The organism is Actinomyces sp. oral taxon 180 str. F0310, from assembly GCF_000185285.1.
Lineage (GTDB): Bacteria > Actinomycetota > Actinomycetes > Actinomycetales > Actinomycetaceae > Pauljensenia.
In genome coordinates this window covers 2,215,752-2,232,021 of the sequence record NZ_GL622194.1, presented here as the reverse complement: position 1 = coordinate 2,232,021, position 16,270 = coordinate 2,215,752, and the positions used below count along the sequence as shown (strand labels likewise).

At 68.8% G+C, this 16,270-nt stretch carries 16 protein-coding genes; 6 read left to right on the top strand and 10 right to left on the bottom strand.

Annotated features, from left to right (window positions below; all coding sequences use genetic code 11):
• Nucleotides 1–1,299, bottom strand: a complete 1,299-nt coding sequence (locus tag HMPREF9006_RS09545; protein ID WP_009213394.1) for a lipopolysaccharide biosynthesis protein — start codon at nucleotides 1,297–1,299, stop codon at nucleotides 1–3.
• Nucleotides 1,300–1,344: 45 nt separating this feature from the next.
• On the opposite strand from HMPREF9006_RS09545, the gene HMPREF9006_RS09540 reads away from it, so the two are divergent.
• The gene (locus tag HMPREF9006_RS09540; RefSeq protein ID WP_232209866.1) at nucleotides 1,345–2,514 is read left to right on the top strand and encodes a glycosyltransferase; all 1,170 of its coding nucleotides are present in this window, start codon (nucleotides 1,345–1,347) and stop codon (nucleotides 2,512–2,514) included.
• A gap of 3 nt (nucleotides 2,515–2,517) precedes the next feature.
• On the opposite strand, the gene HMPREF9006_RS09535 is transcribed toward HMPREF9006_RS09540, so the two are convergent.
• From HMPREF9006_RS09535 to HMPREF9006_RS09525, 3 genes are read right to left on the bottom strand one after another with little or no spacing between them, the layout of a single operon-like run.
• Nucleotides 2,518–3,525, bottom strand: a complete 1,008-nt coding sequence (locus HMPREF9006_RS09535; protein ID WP_009213392.1) for a Gfo/Idh/MocA family protein — start codon at nucleotides 3,523–3,525, stop codon at nucleotides 2,518–2,520.
• Nucleotides 3,518–4,618, bottom strand: a complete 1,101-nt coding sequence (locus HMPREF9006_RS09530; RefSeq protein ID WP_009213391.1) for a DegT/DnrJ/EryC1/StrS family aminotransferase — start codon at nucleotides 4,616–4,618, stop codon at nucleotides 3,518–3,520. The genes HMPREF9006_RS09535 and HMPREF9006_RS09530 overlap by 8 nt, the downstream gene beginning before the upstream one ends.
• Nucleotides 4,615–5,289 carry an acyltransferase gene (locus HMPREF9006_RS09525; RefSeq protein ID WP_009213390.1) on the bottom strand — a complete coding sequence of 225 codons (675 nt, stop codon included), beginning with the start codon at nucleotides 5,287–5,289 and terminating at the stop codon, nucleotides 4,615–4,617. The genes HMPREF9006_RS09530 and HMPREF9006_RS09525 overlap by 4 nt, the downstream gene beginning before the upstream one ends.
• A 109-nt stretch (nucleotides 5,290–5,398) precedes the next feature.
• Between HMPREF9006_RS09525 and HMPREF9006_RS09520 the strand changes: the two genes are divergently transcribed.
• From HMPREF9006_RS09520 to HMPREF9006_RS09505, 4 genes are read left to right on the top strand one after another with little or no spacing between them, the layout of a single operon-like run.
• The gene (locus tag HMPREF9006_RS09520) at nucleotides 5,399–6,079 is read left to right on the top strand and encodes a glycosyltransferase family 2 protein (protein ID WP_009213389.1); all 681 of its coding nucleotides are present in this window, start codon (nucleotides 5,399–5,401) and stop codon (nucleotides 6,077–6,079) included.
• Entirely contained in the window at nucleotides 6,076–6,546 is a 471-nt protein-coding gene (locus tag HMPREF9006_RS09515) for a DUF2304 domain-containing protein (RefSeq protein ID WP_009213388.1), read from the top strand. Before HMPREF9006_RS09520 ends, HMPREF9006_RS09515 begins: the two co-directional genes overlap by 4 nt.
• A complete protein-coding gene (locus HMPREF9006_RS09510; RefSeq protein WP_009213387.1) occupies nucleotides 6,539–7,858 on the top strand; it encodes an LCP family protein in 1,320 nt (439 codons plus the stop codon). The genes HMPREF9006_RS09515 and HMPREF9006_RS09510 overlap by 8 nt, the downstream gene beginning before the upstream one ends.
• Entirely contained in the window at nucleotides 7,855–9,198 is a 1,344-nt protein-coding gene (locus tag HMPREF9006_RS09505) for an LCP family protein (protein WP_009213386.1), read from the top strand. Before HMPREF9006_RS09510 ends, HMPREF9006_RS09505 begins: the two co-directional genes overlap by 4 nt.
• A gap of 94 nt (nucleotides 9,199–9,292) precedes the next feature.
• Here the strand turns inward: HMPREF9006_RS09505 and galE are convergent, their stop codons facing one another.
• The 6 genes from galE to HMPREF9006_RS09475 form a co-directional block, all read right to left on the bottom strand.
• A complete protein-coding gene (galE, locus tag HMPREF9006_RS09500; RefSeq protein ID WP_034231725.1) occupies nucleotides 9,293–10,288 on the bottom strand; it encodes a UDP-glucose 4-epimerase GalE in 996 nt (331 codons plus the stop codon).
• A gap of 4 nt (nucleotides 10,289–10,292) precedes the next feature.
• Nucleotides 10,293–10,907, bottom strand: coding sequence for a 5-(carboxyamino)imidazole ribonucleotide mutase (purE, locus tag HMPREF9006_RS09495; RefSeq protein ID WP_009213384.1), 615 nt, complete (start codon nucleotides 10,905–10,907; stop codon nucleotides 10,293–10,295).
• A gap of 44 nt (nucleotides 10,908–10,951) precedes the next feature.
• On the bottom strand, nucleotides 10,952–12,115 hold the full coding sequence (locus HMPREF9006_RS09490; RefSeq protein WP_034232415.1) for a 5-(carboxyamino)imidazole ribonucleotide synthase: 1,164 nt from the start codon (nucleotides 12,113–12,115) through the stop codon (nucleotides 10,952–10,954).
• Nucleotides 12,116–12,147: 32 nt separating this feature from the next.
• Nucleotides 12,148–13,476, bottom strand: coding sequence for a sensor histidine kinase (locus HMPREF9006_RS09485; RefSeq protein ID WP_009213382.1), 1,329 nt, complete (start codon nucleotides 13,474–13,476; stop codon nucleotides 12,148–12,150).
• A 12-nt stretch (nucleotides 13,477–13,488) separates the two neighbouring features.
• A complete protein-coding gene (locus tag HMPREF9006_RS09480) occupies nucleotides 13,489–14,166 on the bottom strand; it encodes a response regulator transcription factor (protein WP_009213381.1) in 678 nt (225 codons plus the stop codon).
• Nucleotides 14,167–14,259: 93 nt separating this feature from the next.
• A complete protein-coding gene (locus tag HMPREF9006_RS09475) occupies nucleotides 14,260–15,294 on the bottom strand; it encodes an adenylate/guanylate cyclase domain-containing protein (protein WP_034231722.1) in 1,035 nt (344 codons plus the stop codon).
• A 227-nt stretch (nucleotides 15,295–15,521) separates the two neighbouring features.
• Between HMPREF9006_RS09475 and HMPREF9006_RS09470 the strand changes: the two genes are divergently transcribed.
• On the top strand, nucleotides 15,522–16,232 hold the full coding sequence (locus tag HMPREF9006_RS09470; RefSeq protein ID WP_034231706.1) for a Maf family protein: 711 nt from the start codon (nucleotides 15,522–15,524) through the stop codon (nucleotides 16,230–16,232).
• Nucleotides 16,233–16,270: the final 38 nt, after the last annotated feature.

Below are 16,270 nucleotides of genomic sequence, written 5' to 3'. Positions count from 1 at the left end.
TCAGGCGGCGCCTTCTCCCGCCCACGCGCTCCGGTTCTTCCCCCCGCGGTCGTACTCGCGGGCGGTGGCGAGCACCATGACGAGCATTCCCACCAGGAGGGACGCCATCACGACGCCGAGCACGCCGACCGTGGCCTCGATCCTGTAGGGGCTGAGCGCGAGCCACGCGAGAGGAACGAGGCAGTACACGCACGCGAAGGCCAGCATGCGGCGCTGATGGTAGGTGGCGACAAACACGTTGGACAGAGGCGAGGAGGCGACCGTGAGGGCCAACCATGGAGCGAGCGCGCGCGCGAAGTAGCCGGCCGCCTCCCAGCGCTGACCGAACAGGAACGGGAAGAGCGCGGGGCCCACCCACGCGAGCACCGCGAACGCGGGAAGCGAGAGCGCCAGCGCGGTCGCCCCCACCCGCACCACGATCCGCGTCATCTGACCCGGTGGCGTGTCGGACAGGCGAGGCAGGTACACCTGGGACAGGGCCCCGGCGATCAGGGCGACGGGCGCCTGCATGGCCATCCACGCGAGGTTGAACTGGCCGAGGGCCGCCACGCCATACCCGGCGATCAGCAGCGGGATCGCGCTTGTGCGCACCGCGTCAACGACGACATTGGGAACCCCCACGAGGGCCATCTTCCGGTAGCGGCGCGCGACCTCTCGCACCGGCGGGTCCTCGGCGCTGCGGGTCCTCGCGTCCCGCGAGCGCCACGACAGGTAGGCCACGGCGATCCCCTGCCCGGCTACCGTCGCGCCGATCGCCGCCCCCAGCCCGCCCGAGGCGAGGAGGCCACACAGGAGCTGCAGCGCTGCGATCGCGCCGGAGCGGACCACGGAGGAGGCGGCGATGTAACGGAAGCGGCGGTGCCGGGTCAGCCAGTAGGAACACACCTGCCCCTGGGCGAGAAAGAGGATGGAGACCCCCACCGCCAGCATCCAGGCCGCGAGTTCGCGTCCGTAGCGCTCCTCCAGCCACGGCCGGGCGACCGCCGCGACGAGCGTGGCCAGCGACGATGCGGCCAGAACACAGCGAGACGCCAGGCGCGCAAGGGAGCGGGCGGATGCCTCGTGGCCGGGGGAGGGAAGCACGATGCTGAGGTCGAAGCGAGCACCGGCCACGGCTGCTCCCAGGGTCGCAGCCGAGGTGAAGACTCCGAGGTAGCCCAGGTCGGTGTCGGTATAGAGGCGGGCAACGCCCATCTGAGCGACGAACGCAATGATCTGGGCGAGGAGGGTCCCGCCCAGGAGTGCGAACACCTGACGCAGGGCGCCGGGGCGCACATCTGGCTCGGGGGCGTTCGTCATGCCCTCATTTAATCACCTGAGGGCGTTTGCAAGCCCCTAGGATGGGTGCATGCCCATTCCCGTGCCCGCGCCGCCTCCTCCGCCGTGGGGGCTCCCGTGAGGGTTGCCCTGACGAAGGGAACGCTGCTCGTTCCCCCCACCTACTTTGCGCTCGCACACGCGGCCGCGATGCCCGATCTGTCGTGGCAGGCGTTCACGCTGGCTGCTCGCGTGAGGGATCCCCGCATCGTTGTCCCGATCCGGGAAGCCTCCCCGGGGGCGCTCAGCTCCTCGCGGGCGATCCGCTTGTTTTCCCAGGCGAGGGGGCTGGGCGCGATGCGCCGGGCAATCACGCGGTGGGAGCCCGAGGTGATCCACCAGCATCAGGCGACGTGGTCGCTTCCGGCCGTGGGAGCTGCCCGCGACACGGGTGCCCCTCTCGTGGTGACCGTGCACGGGGCAGACGCCTACGGCAGGCTTGGGCGGGGCCCGGGGGCGGCCTGGAATGACCTCAACCGCCGGGCTGCCTTCGGCGGTGCGCATCGGCTTCTGGCCGTGTCGCGCTATCTGGCGGACGTGGCGCTGGCGTCGGGGGCGCAGAGGCGGCGCCTGCGCGTCCACTATCAGGGGGTCGACACCGCGTGGTGGCATCCGGGCGCTGGCGCCTCCGGCCAGGGCGCGGGCGGCGCCCCGGGGGTTCCCATCGTTCTCTTCGTCGGGGCGCTCAGCCACCTCAAGGGCGTTGACGACCTGGTCGAGGCCTCGGTGCGCCTGCACGGCACCCACCCGCACTCTCTCGTCCTGGTGGGCGAGGGGCCGCTTTACTCCACCCTGGTCTCTCGCGCTCCGGCCCACGTGAGAGTGACCGGGCAGCTGGGCCGCGAGGAGGTGCGCGATTGGATGCGTCGCTCCCACGTCCTCGTTCTGCCGACGAAGCCGACTCGGGGGCGCGCCGAGGCGGCCGGGCTCGTGCTCCTTGAGGCGCAGGCGTGCGGGGTTCCTGCCCTCGCCTACGCCACAGGAGGGACACCCGAAATGATTGCACCGGGCGCGTCGGTGCTCACGCCAGGACGAACGAGCGCGCACCTCGCCCGCACGTTGGGCGAGGCGCTGACCTGGGGTGACGCGGAGCGCGCGGAGCGCGGCTTGGCCTGCCGCCGCTGGGTCGAGGAGAACCGCTCGCTGGCGACTTCCGTCGACCAGCTGCGGGCCGTCTACCGGGAGGTTTCGCGCTAGGGGTCAGGGTCGACCTGTCATGTCGATTGCTCGCCCGCTGGCCGCCGAGGCCAGGATTGCCTCGATGACGCGCAGATTGTCGAGGGCCTCGTCCATGGTGACGTGTTCGCCTCCGGCGCCGGTGATCGCGTCTCGGAATCGCTCGTGTTCGAGGGCGAGCGGTTCGCGTTTCGTCAGCGCGTAGCGCACAACCTGCCCTTCGCTCACCCCCCGGAAGGCCGCGATCGCGTCCCACTGCAGGGGCGCGTGACCGTTCTCGTAGAAGGTCAGGTCCCCCATCGCCGTGTCCGCCACGAGCGCGCCTCGCTCACCCGTCACGATCGTCGTGCGGTCCTTGTAGGGGGTCAGCCAGTTGACCAGGTGATTGACGAGGATCCCGCCGGTAAGCACCCCGGAGGCGACCATCATGTCCTCGTGGGGGCGACCCGATCGCCTCGAGGTGCGCGCGTAGATGCTCTCGTAGGAGGCGTCGGCGACCCAGGCGGCGAGGTCGACGTCGTGGGTGGCGAGGTCCTTGACGACGCCCACGTCGCTGATGCGCGCGGGGAAGGGGGACTGTCGGCGGGTCACAATCTGTTCGATCTCGCCGAGCTGGCCCGAGGCGATCCTGGCGCGCATGTCGATGAGCGCCGGATTGCAGCGCTCCACGTAGCCCACCGCGCCAACCAGCGACGCGGCCGCGAATGCGTCGCGGATGCGTGTCCCTTCCTCCACGCTCGCGGCGAGCGGTTTCTCGATGAGGGCATGCACCCCGGCCTCGGCGAGGGCGAGGGCGGCCTCCTCGTGGAGCGCGGTCGGCGTCGCCACGATCGCGGCGTCGATGCCCGCGTCGATCAGCTCGCGCACGCCCCTTCTGACGGGCAGGTCCCCGGCGACGCCGAAACGGTCGCCGCCCGGATCGGCGAGCGCCACCAGGTCGACGCCGTCGGTCGCGCGGGCGTTGCGCACGTGGTGGCGCCCCATCGAGCCCAGGCCCAGGATCCCCAGGCGAATACCCCCCACGTCAGGCACCCGCTTCCGCGAGCGCGTTGACGGCCTCGACGATGCGGTCCAGGTCGCCGCGGGTGAGCGAGGGGTAGACGGGGAGGGAGAGGACCTCGGCGGCGGCCGCTCGCGTGGCGGGAAGGTCCGTGTCGGGGGCGAAGCGCGCCAGGGAGGCGAGCTCGTGGGCGGGGATCGGGTAGTAGACGCCGGAGCCGATTCCATACTCCTCACGCAGGGCACGCGCGAAACCATCCCGGTCCTGCGGGACGCGGATCGTGTACTGGTGGAAGACGTGGGTGGCGCCGGGTGCCACGTGCGGGACGGTGACCCCGCGCAGGTGGGCGCTGAGGTAGGCGGCGTTGCTCTGGCGTTCGGCGGTCCAGGCGTCAATCTTGGTCAGCTGGACGCGACCGATGGCGGCGTGAATGTCGGTCATGCGGTTATTGAGACCGACGATCTCGTTCTCGTAGCGCTTTTCCATCCCCTGGTTGCGCGCCAGGCGCACCCACCGGACGAGGGCGGGGTCGCGGCTGGTGACCATCCCTCCCTCGCCGCTGGTCATGTTCTTGGTCGGGTAGAAGGAGAAGGCGGCGAAGGTGCCGAAGGAGCCGACCGGCCGCCCGTGCAGGCTCGCCCCGTGGGCCTGCGCTGCGTCCTCGAAGAGCAGGAGGCCTCGCTCGCGGGCGATCGCGTCGAGGGTGTCGAGGGCCGCGGGGTGACCGTAGAGGTGAACCGGCATGATGGCCCTGGTGCGGGCGCTGACGGCGGAGGAGACCGAGGCGGGTGAGAGCGTGAAGGTGCGCGGATCGATGTCCGCGAACACGGGGGTTGCCCCCGTGATGGCAACCGCGTTGGCCGTCGCTGCGAACGTGAAGGAGGGGACGATCACTTCGTCTCCCGGGCCGATCCCGGCCGCCAGCAGCCCCAGGTGCAGGGCGGAGGTCCCGGAGTTGAGGGCGATCGCTCGCGTTCCCGGCACGATCTGGCGGGCGAATTCCTCTTCGAACGCCTCGACCTGGGGCCCCTGCGCGATCATCCCGGTGCGCATGACGCGTGCGACCGCGCTGATCTCCTCCTCCCCGATGAGGGGGCGGGCCGGCGGAATGAAAGATGGTGTCACTGCTTCTCCTTATCCCGCTCGTTCCCCCGGCCGGTCGGCGCCGTGGCCGCCTCACCCAGGGGGGTGAGCTTTCCCTCGCGCTCGACGTAGCGCGCTCGTGTCGCCGGGCACACCCACTCCTCGTCGGCGGCCTCGTCGTCCCCTCGGCCTCCTGTCGCGCGGGTGGGGCGCACGAGGGGCACGCCCGCCTCCCCGACCCAGCCGACGCGGCGAGCCGGCACTCCCACGACGAGGGCATAGGGCGCGACGTCACCAGTGACGACCGCTCCAGCGCCGACCATTGCCCAGGCGCCGATGCGCACCGGGGCCACGCACACGGCGCGCGCTCCGATCGACGCTCCGCGCCCGACGCTCACGCCGACGGGTTCCCAGTCCGCGGTCGTCTTCAGGGCGCCCTGCGGCGTGACTGCGCGGGGGCTGTGATCATTCGTGAAGACCGCTGCGGGCCCCACAAAAACGCCGTCGGCCAGCGAGGCGGGTTCATAGATGAGCGCGTAGTTCTGGATCTTGCAGCGCGCGCCGACGCGCACACCCTCGCCGATGTAGGCGCCGCGCCCGACGATGGTTTCCTCCCCGATCTGGGCTCCCTCGCGCACCTGGGCAAGGTGCCACACGCGGGCGCTGCCGGCGATCTGCGCGCTCGGCGAGACGTCGGCACTGGCTTCGATCACGGTTTCCCCCTGGGTTTCGCTGGAGCACCGGCGTGCCCCCGGCGCGCGTTGGCCGCCCGCTGAGCAACACTATAGGCGCGCGCTGGTCCCGATGTGCGACACTGGTCGAATGCAGCATCGCTCCGACACGTGGGTCGTCATCCCCGCGTTCAACGAGGCGCCCGTCATCGGGGGCGTCGTCGCGGCCGTGCGCACGTTTTTCCCTCACGTTCTCGTCGTGGACGACGCCTCGAGCGACGATACTGTGGCGCTCGCCAGGGAAGCGGGGGCCTTCACCGCGTCGCACCCGTTGAATCTGGGGCAGGGAGCCGCCCTGCAGACCGGCTTCGAGGCGGCGCTCGCTCGCGGCGCGCGTTACGTGGTGACCTTCGACGCGGACGGCCAGCACGATCCCGCCGACGCCGCGGCCATGGTGGACCGGGCACGCGAGGAGGACCTGGCCTTCGTGCTGGGCTCGCGTTTCCTGGACGGAAAACGAGCCCGCGTCGGCGCGGCGAAGCGGGCGATGCTGCGTCTCGGAGCGTTCATTGCCCGGGCGCGCACGGGCTTGGCCCTCACCGACACGCACAACGGGCTTCGGGTGATTCGCGCCGATGCCCTTGGGCACGTCCACCTGACGCACGCGCGCATGGCGCACGCGTCCCAGATCATCTCGCAGCTGGCGAGCAGCGGGCTTCCCGGCGCCGAGCATCCGGTGACGATTTCGTACACCGAGTATTCGCGAGGCAAGGGCCAGCCTCTGTTGAACTCGATCAACATCGTCGTCGACCTGGCACTGGGGGGACAGTGAGCGCATACCTGGCTATACGTGTCCTCCTGCTCCTGGCCCTCGCGGCGAGCGCGTGGTGGCTCATGCGCCCCGTGACCTCGGCATCGTCGCTGGCGCTGCGTCGCCTGGGCATCGGTCTGCTGGTCACCGCCGCCATCGTCGCGATCCTCGTTCCGTCGCTGGCGAACACGGTTGCCCACGCAATCGGCGTTGAGCGAGGCGTCAACCTGATCGTCTACGGTCTCGTCCTCGCCTCGATCGCCCAGATGATCACCGCCTACCGACGCGAGGCTCGGGCCGAAGCACGCATGGCGCGCCTCGCTCGCGCCCTGGCCCTCGCGCACGTGCTTCCTCCCCGCGATCACGGGGCACGCGAGGCCCCGGCACCCCCGTCGAACGACGGCACGCAGGAAGTGGAACGCGCCGCTTCCGGCCCCGCTTCCCCGACAAACAAGCCAGATAACGATATGGTTACAACCAATGAGTAACGTGATTCCGCGGCCGATCCAGCACTCGGCCATCAACTACGGGCGCTTCGGCCTCCTGCGCAGCGCACTCGCCATCCTGCTGAGCGGCGTGCTCTTCGTCGTGTCCACGGCCGGTTTCGTCTACGCCAACCTCAGCTCGCAATTCGCCGACCAGGTCGTCGACATCGACGCGTACACGACCGGCACGCAGAAGCAGACCCCCGACTCCTTCGAGGGGCGTGCCGTCAACATCCTCGTGGTGGGAACGGACTCTCGCTACGGCGCCAGCGGCGACGTGGGCGCGGGCGACCAGGACGACGTCCCGGGCGTGCGTAACGACTCGACGATGGTCATTCACGTCAGCGCCGACCGCTCCCGCGTGCAGATCGTTTCCATTCCCCGCGACACCCTCGTCGACATCCCCGAATGCAAGCACCGCGACGGCACCCTCAGCGACGCAACCAGCGGCGAGATGTTCAACAACGCCATGTTCTACGGCGCGAATGGCGGTAACTCGGAGGAGGACCTGGTTCCCGGAATCGCGTGCGTGAAGTCGACGGTGGAGAACATGTCGGGGATGACGATCGACGCGTTCATGATCGTTAACTTCGCGGGCTTCATCGACATGATCGACGCGCTGGGGGGCGTGTGGTTCAACATCCCCCACCGCATTGATGACGAGGAGGCCCAGCTCTACATCGACGTCGGCTGCTACAAGCTGGACGGAACGCACTCGCTGGCCTACATGCGTTCGCGCAAGGGCCAGGGGGATGGGTCGGACATCTCGCGCATCGGGCGTCAGCAGCAGCTGATTTCCGCGATGGTGCGTGAGCTGCAGTCCAAGAACTACGTGACCGACCCCGGCGCGCTCATCAACTTCCTGCAGGCGGCGATCAGGGCGGTCAAGGTCTCCCCCAACCTGGGCGACGCGACCGCCGACGCCGCGCTGCTCGTCAACGTCTTGTCCAAGGCCGACCGCGCGAACATCCAGTTCGTCACCATGCCCGTCGAGGAACCCTCGTGGGATCCGAATCGGCGCATCGCATCGGAGCCGATGGCCCGCAACGTGTGGAACGCCCTGCAGCGCGATCAGGCCCTCCCCGTGGGCACCACGTACACGGATGGAAACGGCGCACAGCTCGTCGTCCCGGATCCGAACGCTGCCCCGCAGAGTTCTGCCGCTCCCTCCGAGCAGGACAACAATCCCTCGACCCCGAGCACCGAGGAGGGAAGCACGGACAACACCGAGCAGTCCGTCTCCGTCGACAACAACGCGGCGAACGAGGCTGCGGCCCAGCAGACCGTGGCTTCCTGCCCGCCGAAGGACAAATGAGCACTCCCCCCTCGTTCACGCCCGACCCGAAGCGGCGCCGCCCCGGTTCCGATGACGCTCACGTCGTCGGGGAACAGGCGCGCGGGGGTGCGCCCACTCCCCCACCCGAGGCAATCGCACCCCAGATGTGGAGAATCTCCGAGGAGGAGGCCGACGCCTCGCGCCCGCTGATGCCCCGCACCCTGGACCAGCCCACGCGCGGGACCGCGTCGATGTTCCCGCGCCGCCCGGCGCCCGAGCAGGCGCCCCCGTCCTTCCGCCCGGCGGCGTCGAATCCCCCCTCCTACGCGCCGGGAACGGGGTCGGGGACGTACGCGCGCTCGCAGGGCGGACAGCGCCAGATCCGCATCGCCCCAACGACCCCCGCAGTCGCACCGCCCGCCCCGGCGATGCCTCGGAGCAAGCGCCGTCACCCGATCCTAAAGACCCTGTGCTTCTTCCTGGTGGTTCTCCTGGGGTGGGGCGGATTCCTCCTGTGGGACGCGAACGCGAACGTGGGGCGGGTGAGCGCCCTGTCGGGGGCCGCGGACACGGCGGGAACGACCTACCTTCTGGCCGGATCCGACTCGCGGGCCGACGGCGCCGTTCAGGATGGGTTCAACGAGTCCGAGCGTGCCGACTCGATCATGCTCGTCAACGTGGCCCCGAACGGCCAGGCCGTCGCCCTGTCGATCCCCAGGGACACCTATGCGCAGATCCCGGGCGTGGGGTGGGATAAGATCAACGCCTCCTACGCCTACGGCGGGCCTCAGCTCCTCGTCGAGACGGTGGAGAAACTGACGGGCCTGACCGTCGACCACTTCGTGCAGATCGGCATGGCCGCGGTGCCCGACATGGTGGACGCCGTCGGCGGCGTGGAGCTGTGCTACGACAACGACGCGAACGACCCGTACTCGGGGCTCAATTGGAGCGCCGGATGTCACAAGGCCGACGGAAAGACTGCCCTGCAGTTCTCGCGCATGCGCTACCAGGATCCGGAGGGCGACATCGGCCGCACCAAGCGTCAGCGTCAGGTGATCTCAAAGGTTATTGCCTCCACCGTCTCCCCCTCGACCCTCGTCAATCCCGCGAAGACCCTGCGCGTGGAGCGCGCGGGGTCCTCATCGTTCACGGTTGACGAGGACTCCTCCGTCCTGACCGTTGCTTCCCTGGTGATGGCCCTGCGCTCGGCTTCCTCCGATCAGATGATGGGGGTGCCTCCGATCGAGTCCCTCGACTACACGACGAGCGCGGGCGCCTCCGCGGTGCTCCTGCGTGACACGACCGCCGACGACTTCTTCGCCAAGCTGCGCTCGGGGACCTTGACTTCCTCCGACCTGAACCAGGTGGACGGCTACTAGGAGTTCTCGCCTGACGCGCCCGAGACGCAGGCCCCGGCCTCGCTACCCGTGTTTGGGCACGAGGCCGGGGCCTGCTCGCGTGTCGAGGAGCGCCTCAGGCGCCGGGGACGGTGATGGGGCGGGGTCCAGCCTGCCAGCCTTCCCACGCGGAGGCGAGGATCTCCTCAACCCCGTTGTTGGCCTTCCACCCCAGGTCGACGCCGATGGAGAGGGGATCGCCGATGAGCGTCGGGGGATCCCCGGCGCGCCGCTGGAGGACCTCGACGGGGAACTCCCATCCGATCACGCGGCGCAGGCCATCGATAATCTCTCGGACGGAGGTCCCCAGGCCGGTGCCCACGTTGTAGGTGTGGTGGTCGGGCTGGCGTCCTTCCGCGAGAACGTCGAGGGCAGCGATGTGCGCCTCCGCCAGGTCCAGGACGTGGATGTAGTCGCGCACGCAGGTGCCGTCTTCGGTGTCATAGTCGTCGCCGAAGATCTTCGCGCTGTCCCCGCGCTCGATCCGGTCGAGGACCATCGGGATCAGATTCATGATCGCGTCGTCGGCCAGGTCGGGCCAGCCGGCTCCGGCAACGTTGAAGTAGCGCAGGCCAATCCACTTCAGGTCCCACGCCCGTTCGCAGTCGGCCATCATCCACTCGCCGATCAGTTTCGTTTCGCCGTAGGGGTTGATGGGGTGCCCACCCATATCTTCGGTGACAAACGGTACGTCCGGCATGCCGTAGACCGCCGCGGACGAGGAGAAGATCATCTGGTCGACCCCCGCGTCCTCCATGGCAAGCAGGACGTTGGCCATTCCGCCGACGTTCTGCTGGTAGTACCAGGCCGGGCGTTGCACGGATTCTCCGACCTGCTTGCGTGCGGAGAAGTGAATGACTGCCGTGACGTCCTCGTCCACCATGAGGGTGGACAGCGCCGAGCGCGCCTCGTCGGTCGTGACGTCAAGGCGGACCAGCGTCGCGTCGCCGACACGCGAGGCCTTACCGCTGGACAGGTCATCAACGACGACGACATGGTCCCCGCGCTGACGCAGGAGGCGGACAACGTGTGCGCCGATGTAGCCGGCGCCGCCACAAACGAGAATACTCATGCCATCAGGATACGCCGCGCGTCCCACCCGCGGCTACCCCGCCAAAGAGCGTCCCCGAGGGCTGCTCGTTCGATTCAGCGACCCGTTCAACCAAGGCGGCCCCCTTCTCGGCGGCAACCTCGCGCAGGCGTGACTGGAAGCGCCGCATCGTCGCGCGTAGCCTCTCGGCATCCTCGCCCTCACCCGCGCCGAGGATGCGCGCGGCCAGCAGGCCAGCGTTTCTGGCGCCCGCGATCGACACCGTTGCGACGGGCACGCCCGCGGGCATCTGAACGATGGAGTGCAGGGAGTCGACGCCATCAAGATGCGCGAGGGGAACGGGAACGCCGATCACGGGAAGCTCGGTGAGCGCAGCGAGCATTCCGGGCAGGTGCGCCGCGCCGCCGGCGCCCGCGATGATGACACGCAGGCCGCGCTGGGCCGCGCTCCTACCGTAGGTGACCATGTCCTCGGGCATGCGATGGGCCGACACGACTCCAACCTCGCAGGCGATGCCGAACTCGGCGAGCGCGCTCACCGCCGCTTCCATCGTCGGCCAGTCCGAATCCGAGCCCATAACAACCCCGACGAGGGGCCTGTCCCCCGTCGCGGTCAGCTGAATATCGAGGGTGGCGTTCATGCGTGATCCTTTCCTGGTTGTGAGGAGCCTGCGGGCGGCGCGCGCTACGGCAGGTCGGTGGAATCCGGGCCGCCGCGCAGCGCCTCGACGCACGCGCGGGCGCAGGCGAGTGCGGTCGCCGGGTCCGCATCGACGACCGTCACGTGGCCGAGCTTGCGTCCCGGACGCACCTCCTTGCCGTACAGGTGCACCTTGGCTCGCTCTCCTCCGGCGCGCAGGGCGTCGGCGAGGGCACGCGTCGGCTGGTCGGAGCGCGAACCGAGCAGGTTGACCATGACCGCGTGGGTAGCCGGGTCGCGCATCTCACCGGACCCCAGGGGCAGGTCGAGCACCGCGCGCAGGTGCTGTTCAAACTGGCTGGTTACCGCTCCGTCGATCGTCCAGTGACCCGTGTTGTGGGGACGCATTGCCAGCTCGTTGACCAGGATGCGCTCGTCGGCGCCCTCGCCAACGACGAACATCTCAACGGCGAGGACACCCGTGACTCCCAGTTCCGAGGCGATGGTTTCTCCGATGCGGCGCGCCTCGCAGGCGGTCTCCGGGCGGATTCCCACGGCGGGGGCGGTGACCTCCGAGCACACGCCGCCTCGTTGGACCGTCGAAGCCACGGGCCAGGATTCGATTCTCCCCGAGGGCGTTCGGGCAAGCAGGGCCGCGACCTCGCAGCGGAACGGCACCCAGGCCTCGGCCAGGAGGGGGCCGTGTCCCCACCAGGAGGCCACGTCCGAGCTGGCGTGGGCGACGGCAACTCCGTGCCCGTCGTACCCGCCCCTGGGGGTCTTGACGACGAGCGGCCAGCCGACTCGCGCGCCGAATTCCTCGAGGGCCGCCTCGTCGTCGACACGGGCCCACGCGGGACAGGGCACGCCCATCGCACCCAGGCGCTCGCGCATCGCGAGCTTGTCCTGGGCGTAGCAGAGCGCATCGGCGGGCGGTTGGACGCTCACGCGACGAGAGGCCTGACGAAGGACGGGGTCCGGGACGTGCTCGTGCTCGAAGGTCAGGACGTCGGCCCCCTCGATGAGGGCGGCGACGGCCTCCCACGAGCCGGGCTCACCGACGGACTTGTCGACGGTGACCTGGCCGGTCGACCCGTCCTCAGCCTCAACGAGTGCCCTCAGGTTTATTCCGAGCGCTATCGCACTCTCCTGCATCATGCGTGCCAGCTGTCCCCCGCCGATGACGGCAACGGTTACGGGTGTCGATATCGCGCGTGTCACGGGACCAATCTACCGCTGAGCTAGAAGCGGCGCGACCTGCGTCCCATCGACATGAGGGGGCCCTCGGGCATGACGCGGTCGGGATCCAGGGAGGCGGGGATCGCGGCGACGGAGACCGTGAAGACGGGGGGACGGCGTGTCTTGAGCTCCAGGCGTCCGCCCATCGCCTGAGCCAGGTCGTGCGCGAGGGCCAGGCCGATGCCCGTCGACCCGTGGCCGGACACGCCTTTTTCAAAGATGTCGGGGGCGAGGCTCTCGTCGATGCCTTCTCCCTCGTCGCTGACCTCGATGACCACGCCGCGCTTGGATGATCCGGCGTGCGCCCACACGTGGGTCGCCCCGTCGCCGTATCTCAGGGAGTTCTCGATGAGTGTCGCCAGAACCTGTCCGAGCTTGCCCGCGTCGGCCAGGATCGGTCGCTCGGCCTCGTCGAGGAAGATGAGGGACCTGCCCGCAGCCTCGAATTGATCCTCCCACTCCTCGCGTGCGGTGTTGAAGACCTCGAGGATGTGGATCGCCTCGGTCTGTCCGCTGCTCCGCTTGGACACGTCCAGGAGCTCGGTGACGACGTTGGTCATGCGCTCAACCTGTTCCAGGCACGTGCGGGCTTCCGCGCGCACGTCCTCCTCCGAGGAGATCAACTCGATCTCCTCCAGGCGCATCGACAGGGCGGTGAGGGGGGTCCGCAGCTGGTGGGAGGCGTCGGCAGCCGCTTGGCGTTCGGCGGCCAGGCGTCCGGCCATGCGTTCACCGGTGCGCGCCAGTTCCTCGGAGACAAGATCGATCTCTTCGATGCCCGAGCTTTCCATCCGAGCCCGAACGCCGCCGGAGCCGATCTGTTCGGCCTGGGCCGCCAGGTAGATGAGGGGGGCGGAGAGGTCACGCGAGAGCGAGCGCGCCATCAGCCAGCCAATCGCCGTTGACAGCGCCATTCCACCGCCGAAGAGGGCACACACCCACGCGATTCGACGAAGGGCACCCGAGGCGGAGGAGGTCAGCTGGACGGAGACGCCGCTGGGCGAGGATGCAACGGCCGTGACGGTTCGCCCCGAGATCGCGTTCCCGCCCGTCACCAGGTTCGCATCGGGTATCTTGATCCGATAGGCGAGCGTGCCGCCGCGGCTCTTGGCCTGCTCCGAGACGAGCGAGGCCAGGACCGTCGCATCAGTGTCTTCTCCGGCGGCCCTGCGCCGGTCGATGCTGTGGACGATCAGCTGCGATTGAACCTCCAGGCTCCGCTGCTCGGAGGCCCACACCGAGGCCGAGGCAAAGAACGCTCCGGGCAAACCCATCAGCACGCACACGACGGCGACGACGGAGACGATCATCCTCACCGCGCGTGCGCGCATGGCGGGCCTCCCTTAGCGCGCGCTCTCGAAGCGGAATCCCATCCCGCGCACGGTCGTGATGTAGTGCGGGTCGGTGGCGTCGTCGCCGAGCTTGCGCCGCAGCCAGGACACGTGCATGTCGAGGGTCTTGGTCGAGCCGGTTGGATCAGAACCCCACACCTCTCGCATGAGGGTCTCCCTGGCGACGACCGAGCCGGCCTCGCGCAGGAGGACGCGCAGCAGGTCGAACTCCTTGGCCGTCAGGCTGAGCTCCGTGTCTCCGGCGAAGGCTCGGTGCGCGGCGACGTCCATGCGGATGTCCTGCGCGCGCAGCTCACCCTCGGCGGGTTCGGATGTTTGACGTCGCAGGAGGGCGCGCACGCGGGCGAGAAGCTCGGCCAGGCGGAAGGGCTTCGTCACGTAGTCATCGGCGCCCGCGTCGAGGCCGACGACCATGTCGACTTCGTCCGTGCGTGCGGTCAGGATCAGGATCGGGACGCGGTTTCCGGAGGCGCGAAGCTCGCGCGCGACGTCCAAGCCGTCGATGTCGGGCAGCCCGAGGTCCAGGACGACCAGGTCGACGCCGCGCGCGTCGGCCAGGGCCTGGCCACCCGTCGCGTGGGCGCGCACGTCGTAGCCTTCCCTGCCCAGCGCCCGTGCGAGGGGCTCGGAGATGGCCGGATCGTCTTCAACGAGGAGAACTGTAGTCACGCGAACATCTTAGCAATTCCGAACCAAAACTTTCACGTTTCTTGACCGAATGTGCTCCCCGGTCGGATGGGGCTGCGACGTGGGGGTCCTGCCCTAATTCGGCACGCTTGACAGCAGGTAGGGCGAGACCGGACCGAAACCGCGCAAGTCCGCGGTGGGAAACTCCTCGAGCTCGTAGCCGTCCCCGCCCTTACCCGCGGCGACCGCCGCCGCGGTCGCCGGATCGGTGAGGATCTTGCCGACGGGCGCAATGTCCACGAGGCGAGACGCAAGATTGACGGTGGGGCCGAACACGTCGCCGGAGCGCGAGAAGACGTCCCCGCGCACGAAGGAGGCACGCACGGGAAGCATCTCGTCGTCAGCGTTGAGTCTCTCGATGAGAGCCGTGACGACGCGCAGGCCGGTCGAGAGGTCATCCGCGATGTACAAGATGGCGTCGCCGATCATCTTGACGACCCGGCCCCCCTCTTCGATGACCGCGGTGCGGCTCTCTTCTTCGAAGCGTTCGATCAGTCCGACCAGCGCGTCGCCGAGGATCGTGGAGGAGGAGGTGAAGGACACCATGTCGACGAATCCGAGACAGCGATTGAGGGGGAAACGATCGTGGCGCTCCTCGTGGCCACGCTGGGAGACCTCCCGGTCGAAGCGCGACAGGGTTGCCTCAAGCTGGCGCCGCCACGAGTAGGTAAACATCTCCTGGAAGACGTCAATGTACTCTCGCATGTGGTCCAGCACGTACATGCGCGCCGTCGTGTCATCGAGGTTGAGGCGGCGCATCGAGTCCTCGACGAGGGCCTCGAACTGCCACAGAGCCAGGCGGTCCGCCAGGTGAGAGTTAGCGCGAAGCAGCGAACGGGACGTCGCGGTGTCGATGCCACCGGATTCGACGAGGTCGTGCCACTGGCTAAAGACATCAAGGTCACGGGCGGAAAAGACAGGATCGTCGGCGCTGGGAGCCTGAAAGCCCAGGGCGATCCAGAACTGGAAGACACGTTCGATCGGCGTATCGGTCGCCTGCGACAGGTCGCGGGCGGAATACGTGAGATGACCGCCGAGCAGCCGAGGAACGTAGCTTGTTGCGGTCAGGTCATCAGGAATTGCAGGGGACGAAGACGCGCGCTCATCCATCGCAAATCCCTCCTCGCTGGGCTGACTCAACACCACATCAGCGGATAAACGGTATACCAGGTCACTTTTCAAAGTCACATCGTCAATGCGACCTCATGCACTGACAATTGTAGTAGGCTCGTGTATTTTCCACCAGGCATTTGCACGTTTACCTGCGATTATCCGGATTCCTGCACTATTTTTCACCCCTCCTGCGCGCCCGACACGCCATGGTCCACAATGTCCCTATGCGCCTCGTTCTCGCCTCCGCCTCCCCCGCCCGCCGCGCGACTCTCATCGCCGCGGGAATCACTCCGATCGTGAGAGTCTCTCAGGTTGACGAGGACGCTGTCCTCGCGGCTCTCCCCGGCGGGCGCGCCTTCTCGGGCGCCGCCACGACTCCCGCGGACGAGGTGGGCGCCCTGGCCGAGGCCAAGTGCGCGGACGTGTGCGACGCGTTGTGTGCGCCCGATTCCGACTCCTTCGATGCCGACCCGGGCGCGCTCCTCGTCGTCGGCTGCGACTCCATGCTGGAGATCAACGGAGCGATGCAGGGCAAACCGCACACCCCCGAGGTCGCACGCGAGCGCATCCGCGCCATGCGGGGCACGACGGCCACGCTGTGGACAGGGCACTCGGCCGCCCTGCTCACCCCTCGCTTCTCGTCGGACCGAGCGGGAAGCGACTCCCGCTCCGTTGCCACCCACCTGACGCGCAGCGCCTCGACCCAGGTCCACTTCGGGCAGATCACCGACGCGGAGATCGACGCGTACGTGGCCACGGGCGAGCCGCTTCGCGTCGCCGGCTCCTTCACGGTCGACGGCCTGGGCGGCCCGTTTATCGACGGGGTCACCGGCGACTACCATTCCGTGGTCGGCATCTCCTTGCCGCTGCTGCGCTCGATGGCCACGGAGATGGGCGTCTTCTGGCCCGACCTGTGGGATACCCCGCGCCCCTGAGCCTCACCGCCGACGCCCGCGCCCCGTAGTGTAGATGC

Coding starts and splice junctions, on each gene's coding strand:
- HMPREF9006_RS09545 (WP_009213394.1), bottom strand. CDS start 1,299: ATGACGAACGCCCCCGAGCCAGATGTGCGCCCCGGCGCCCTGCGTCAG.
- HMPREF9006_RS09520 (WP_009213389.1), top strand. CDS start 5,399: ATGCAGCATCGCTCCGACACGTGGGTCGTCATCCCCGCGTTCAACGAG.
- HMPREF9006_RS09510 (WP_009213387.1), top strand. CDS start 6,539: ATGAGTAACGTGATTCCGCGGCCGATCCAGCACTCGGCCATCAACTAC.
- HMPREF9006_RS09505 (WP_009213386.1), top strand. CDS start 7,855: ATGAGCACTCCCCCCTCGTTCACGCCCGACCCGAAGCGGCGCCGCCCC.
- galE (WP_034231725.1), bottom strand. CDS start 10,288: ATGAGTATTCTCGTTTGTGGCGGCGCCGGCTACATCGGCGCACACGTT.
- purE (WP_009213384.1), bottom strand. CDS start 10,907: ATGAACGCCACCCTCGATATTCAGCTGACCGCGACGGGGGACAGGCCC.
- HMPREF9006_RS09485 (WP_009213382.1), bottom strand. CDS start 13,476: ATGCGCGCACGCGCGGTGAGGATGATCGTCTCCGTCGTCGCCGTCGTG.
- HMPREF9006_RS09475 (WP_034231722.1), bottom strand. CDS start 15,294: ATGGATGAGCGCGCGTCTTCGTCCCCTGCAATTCCTGATGACCTGACC.
- HMPREF9006_RS09470 (WP_034231706.1), top strand. CDS start 15,522: ATGCGCCTCGTTCTCGCCTCCGCCTCCCCCGCCCGCCGCGCGACTCTC.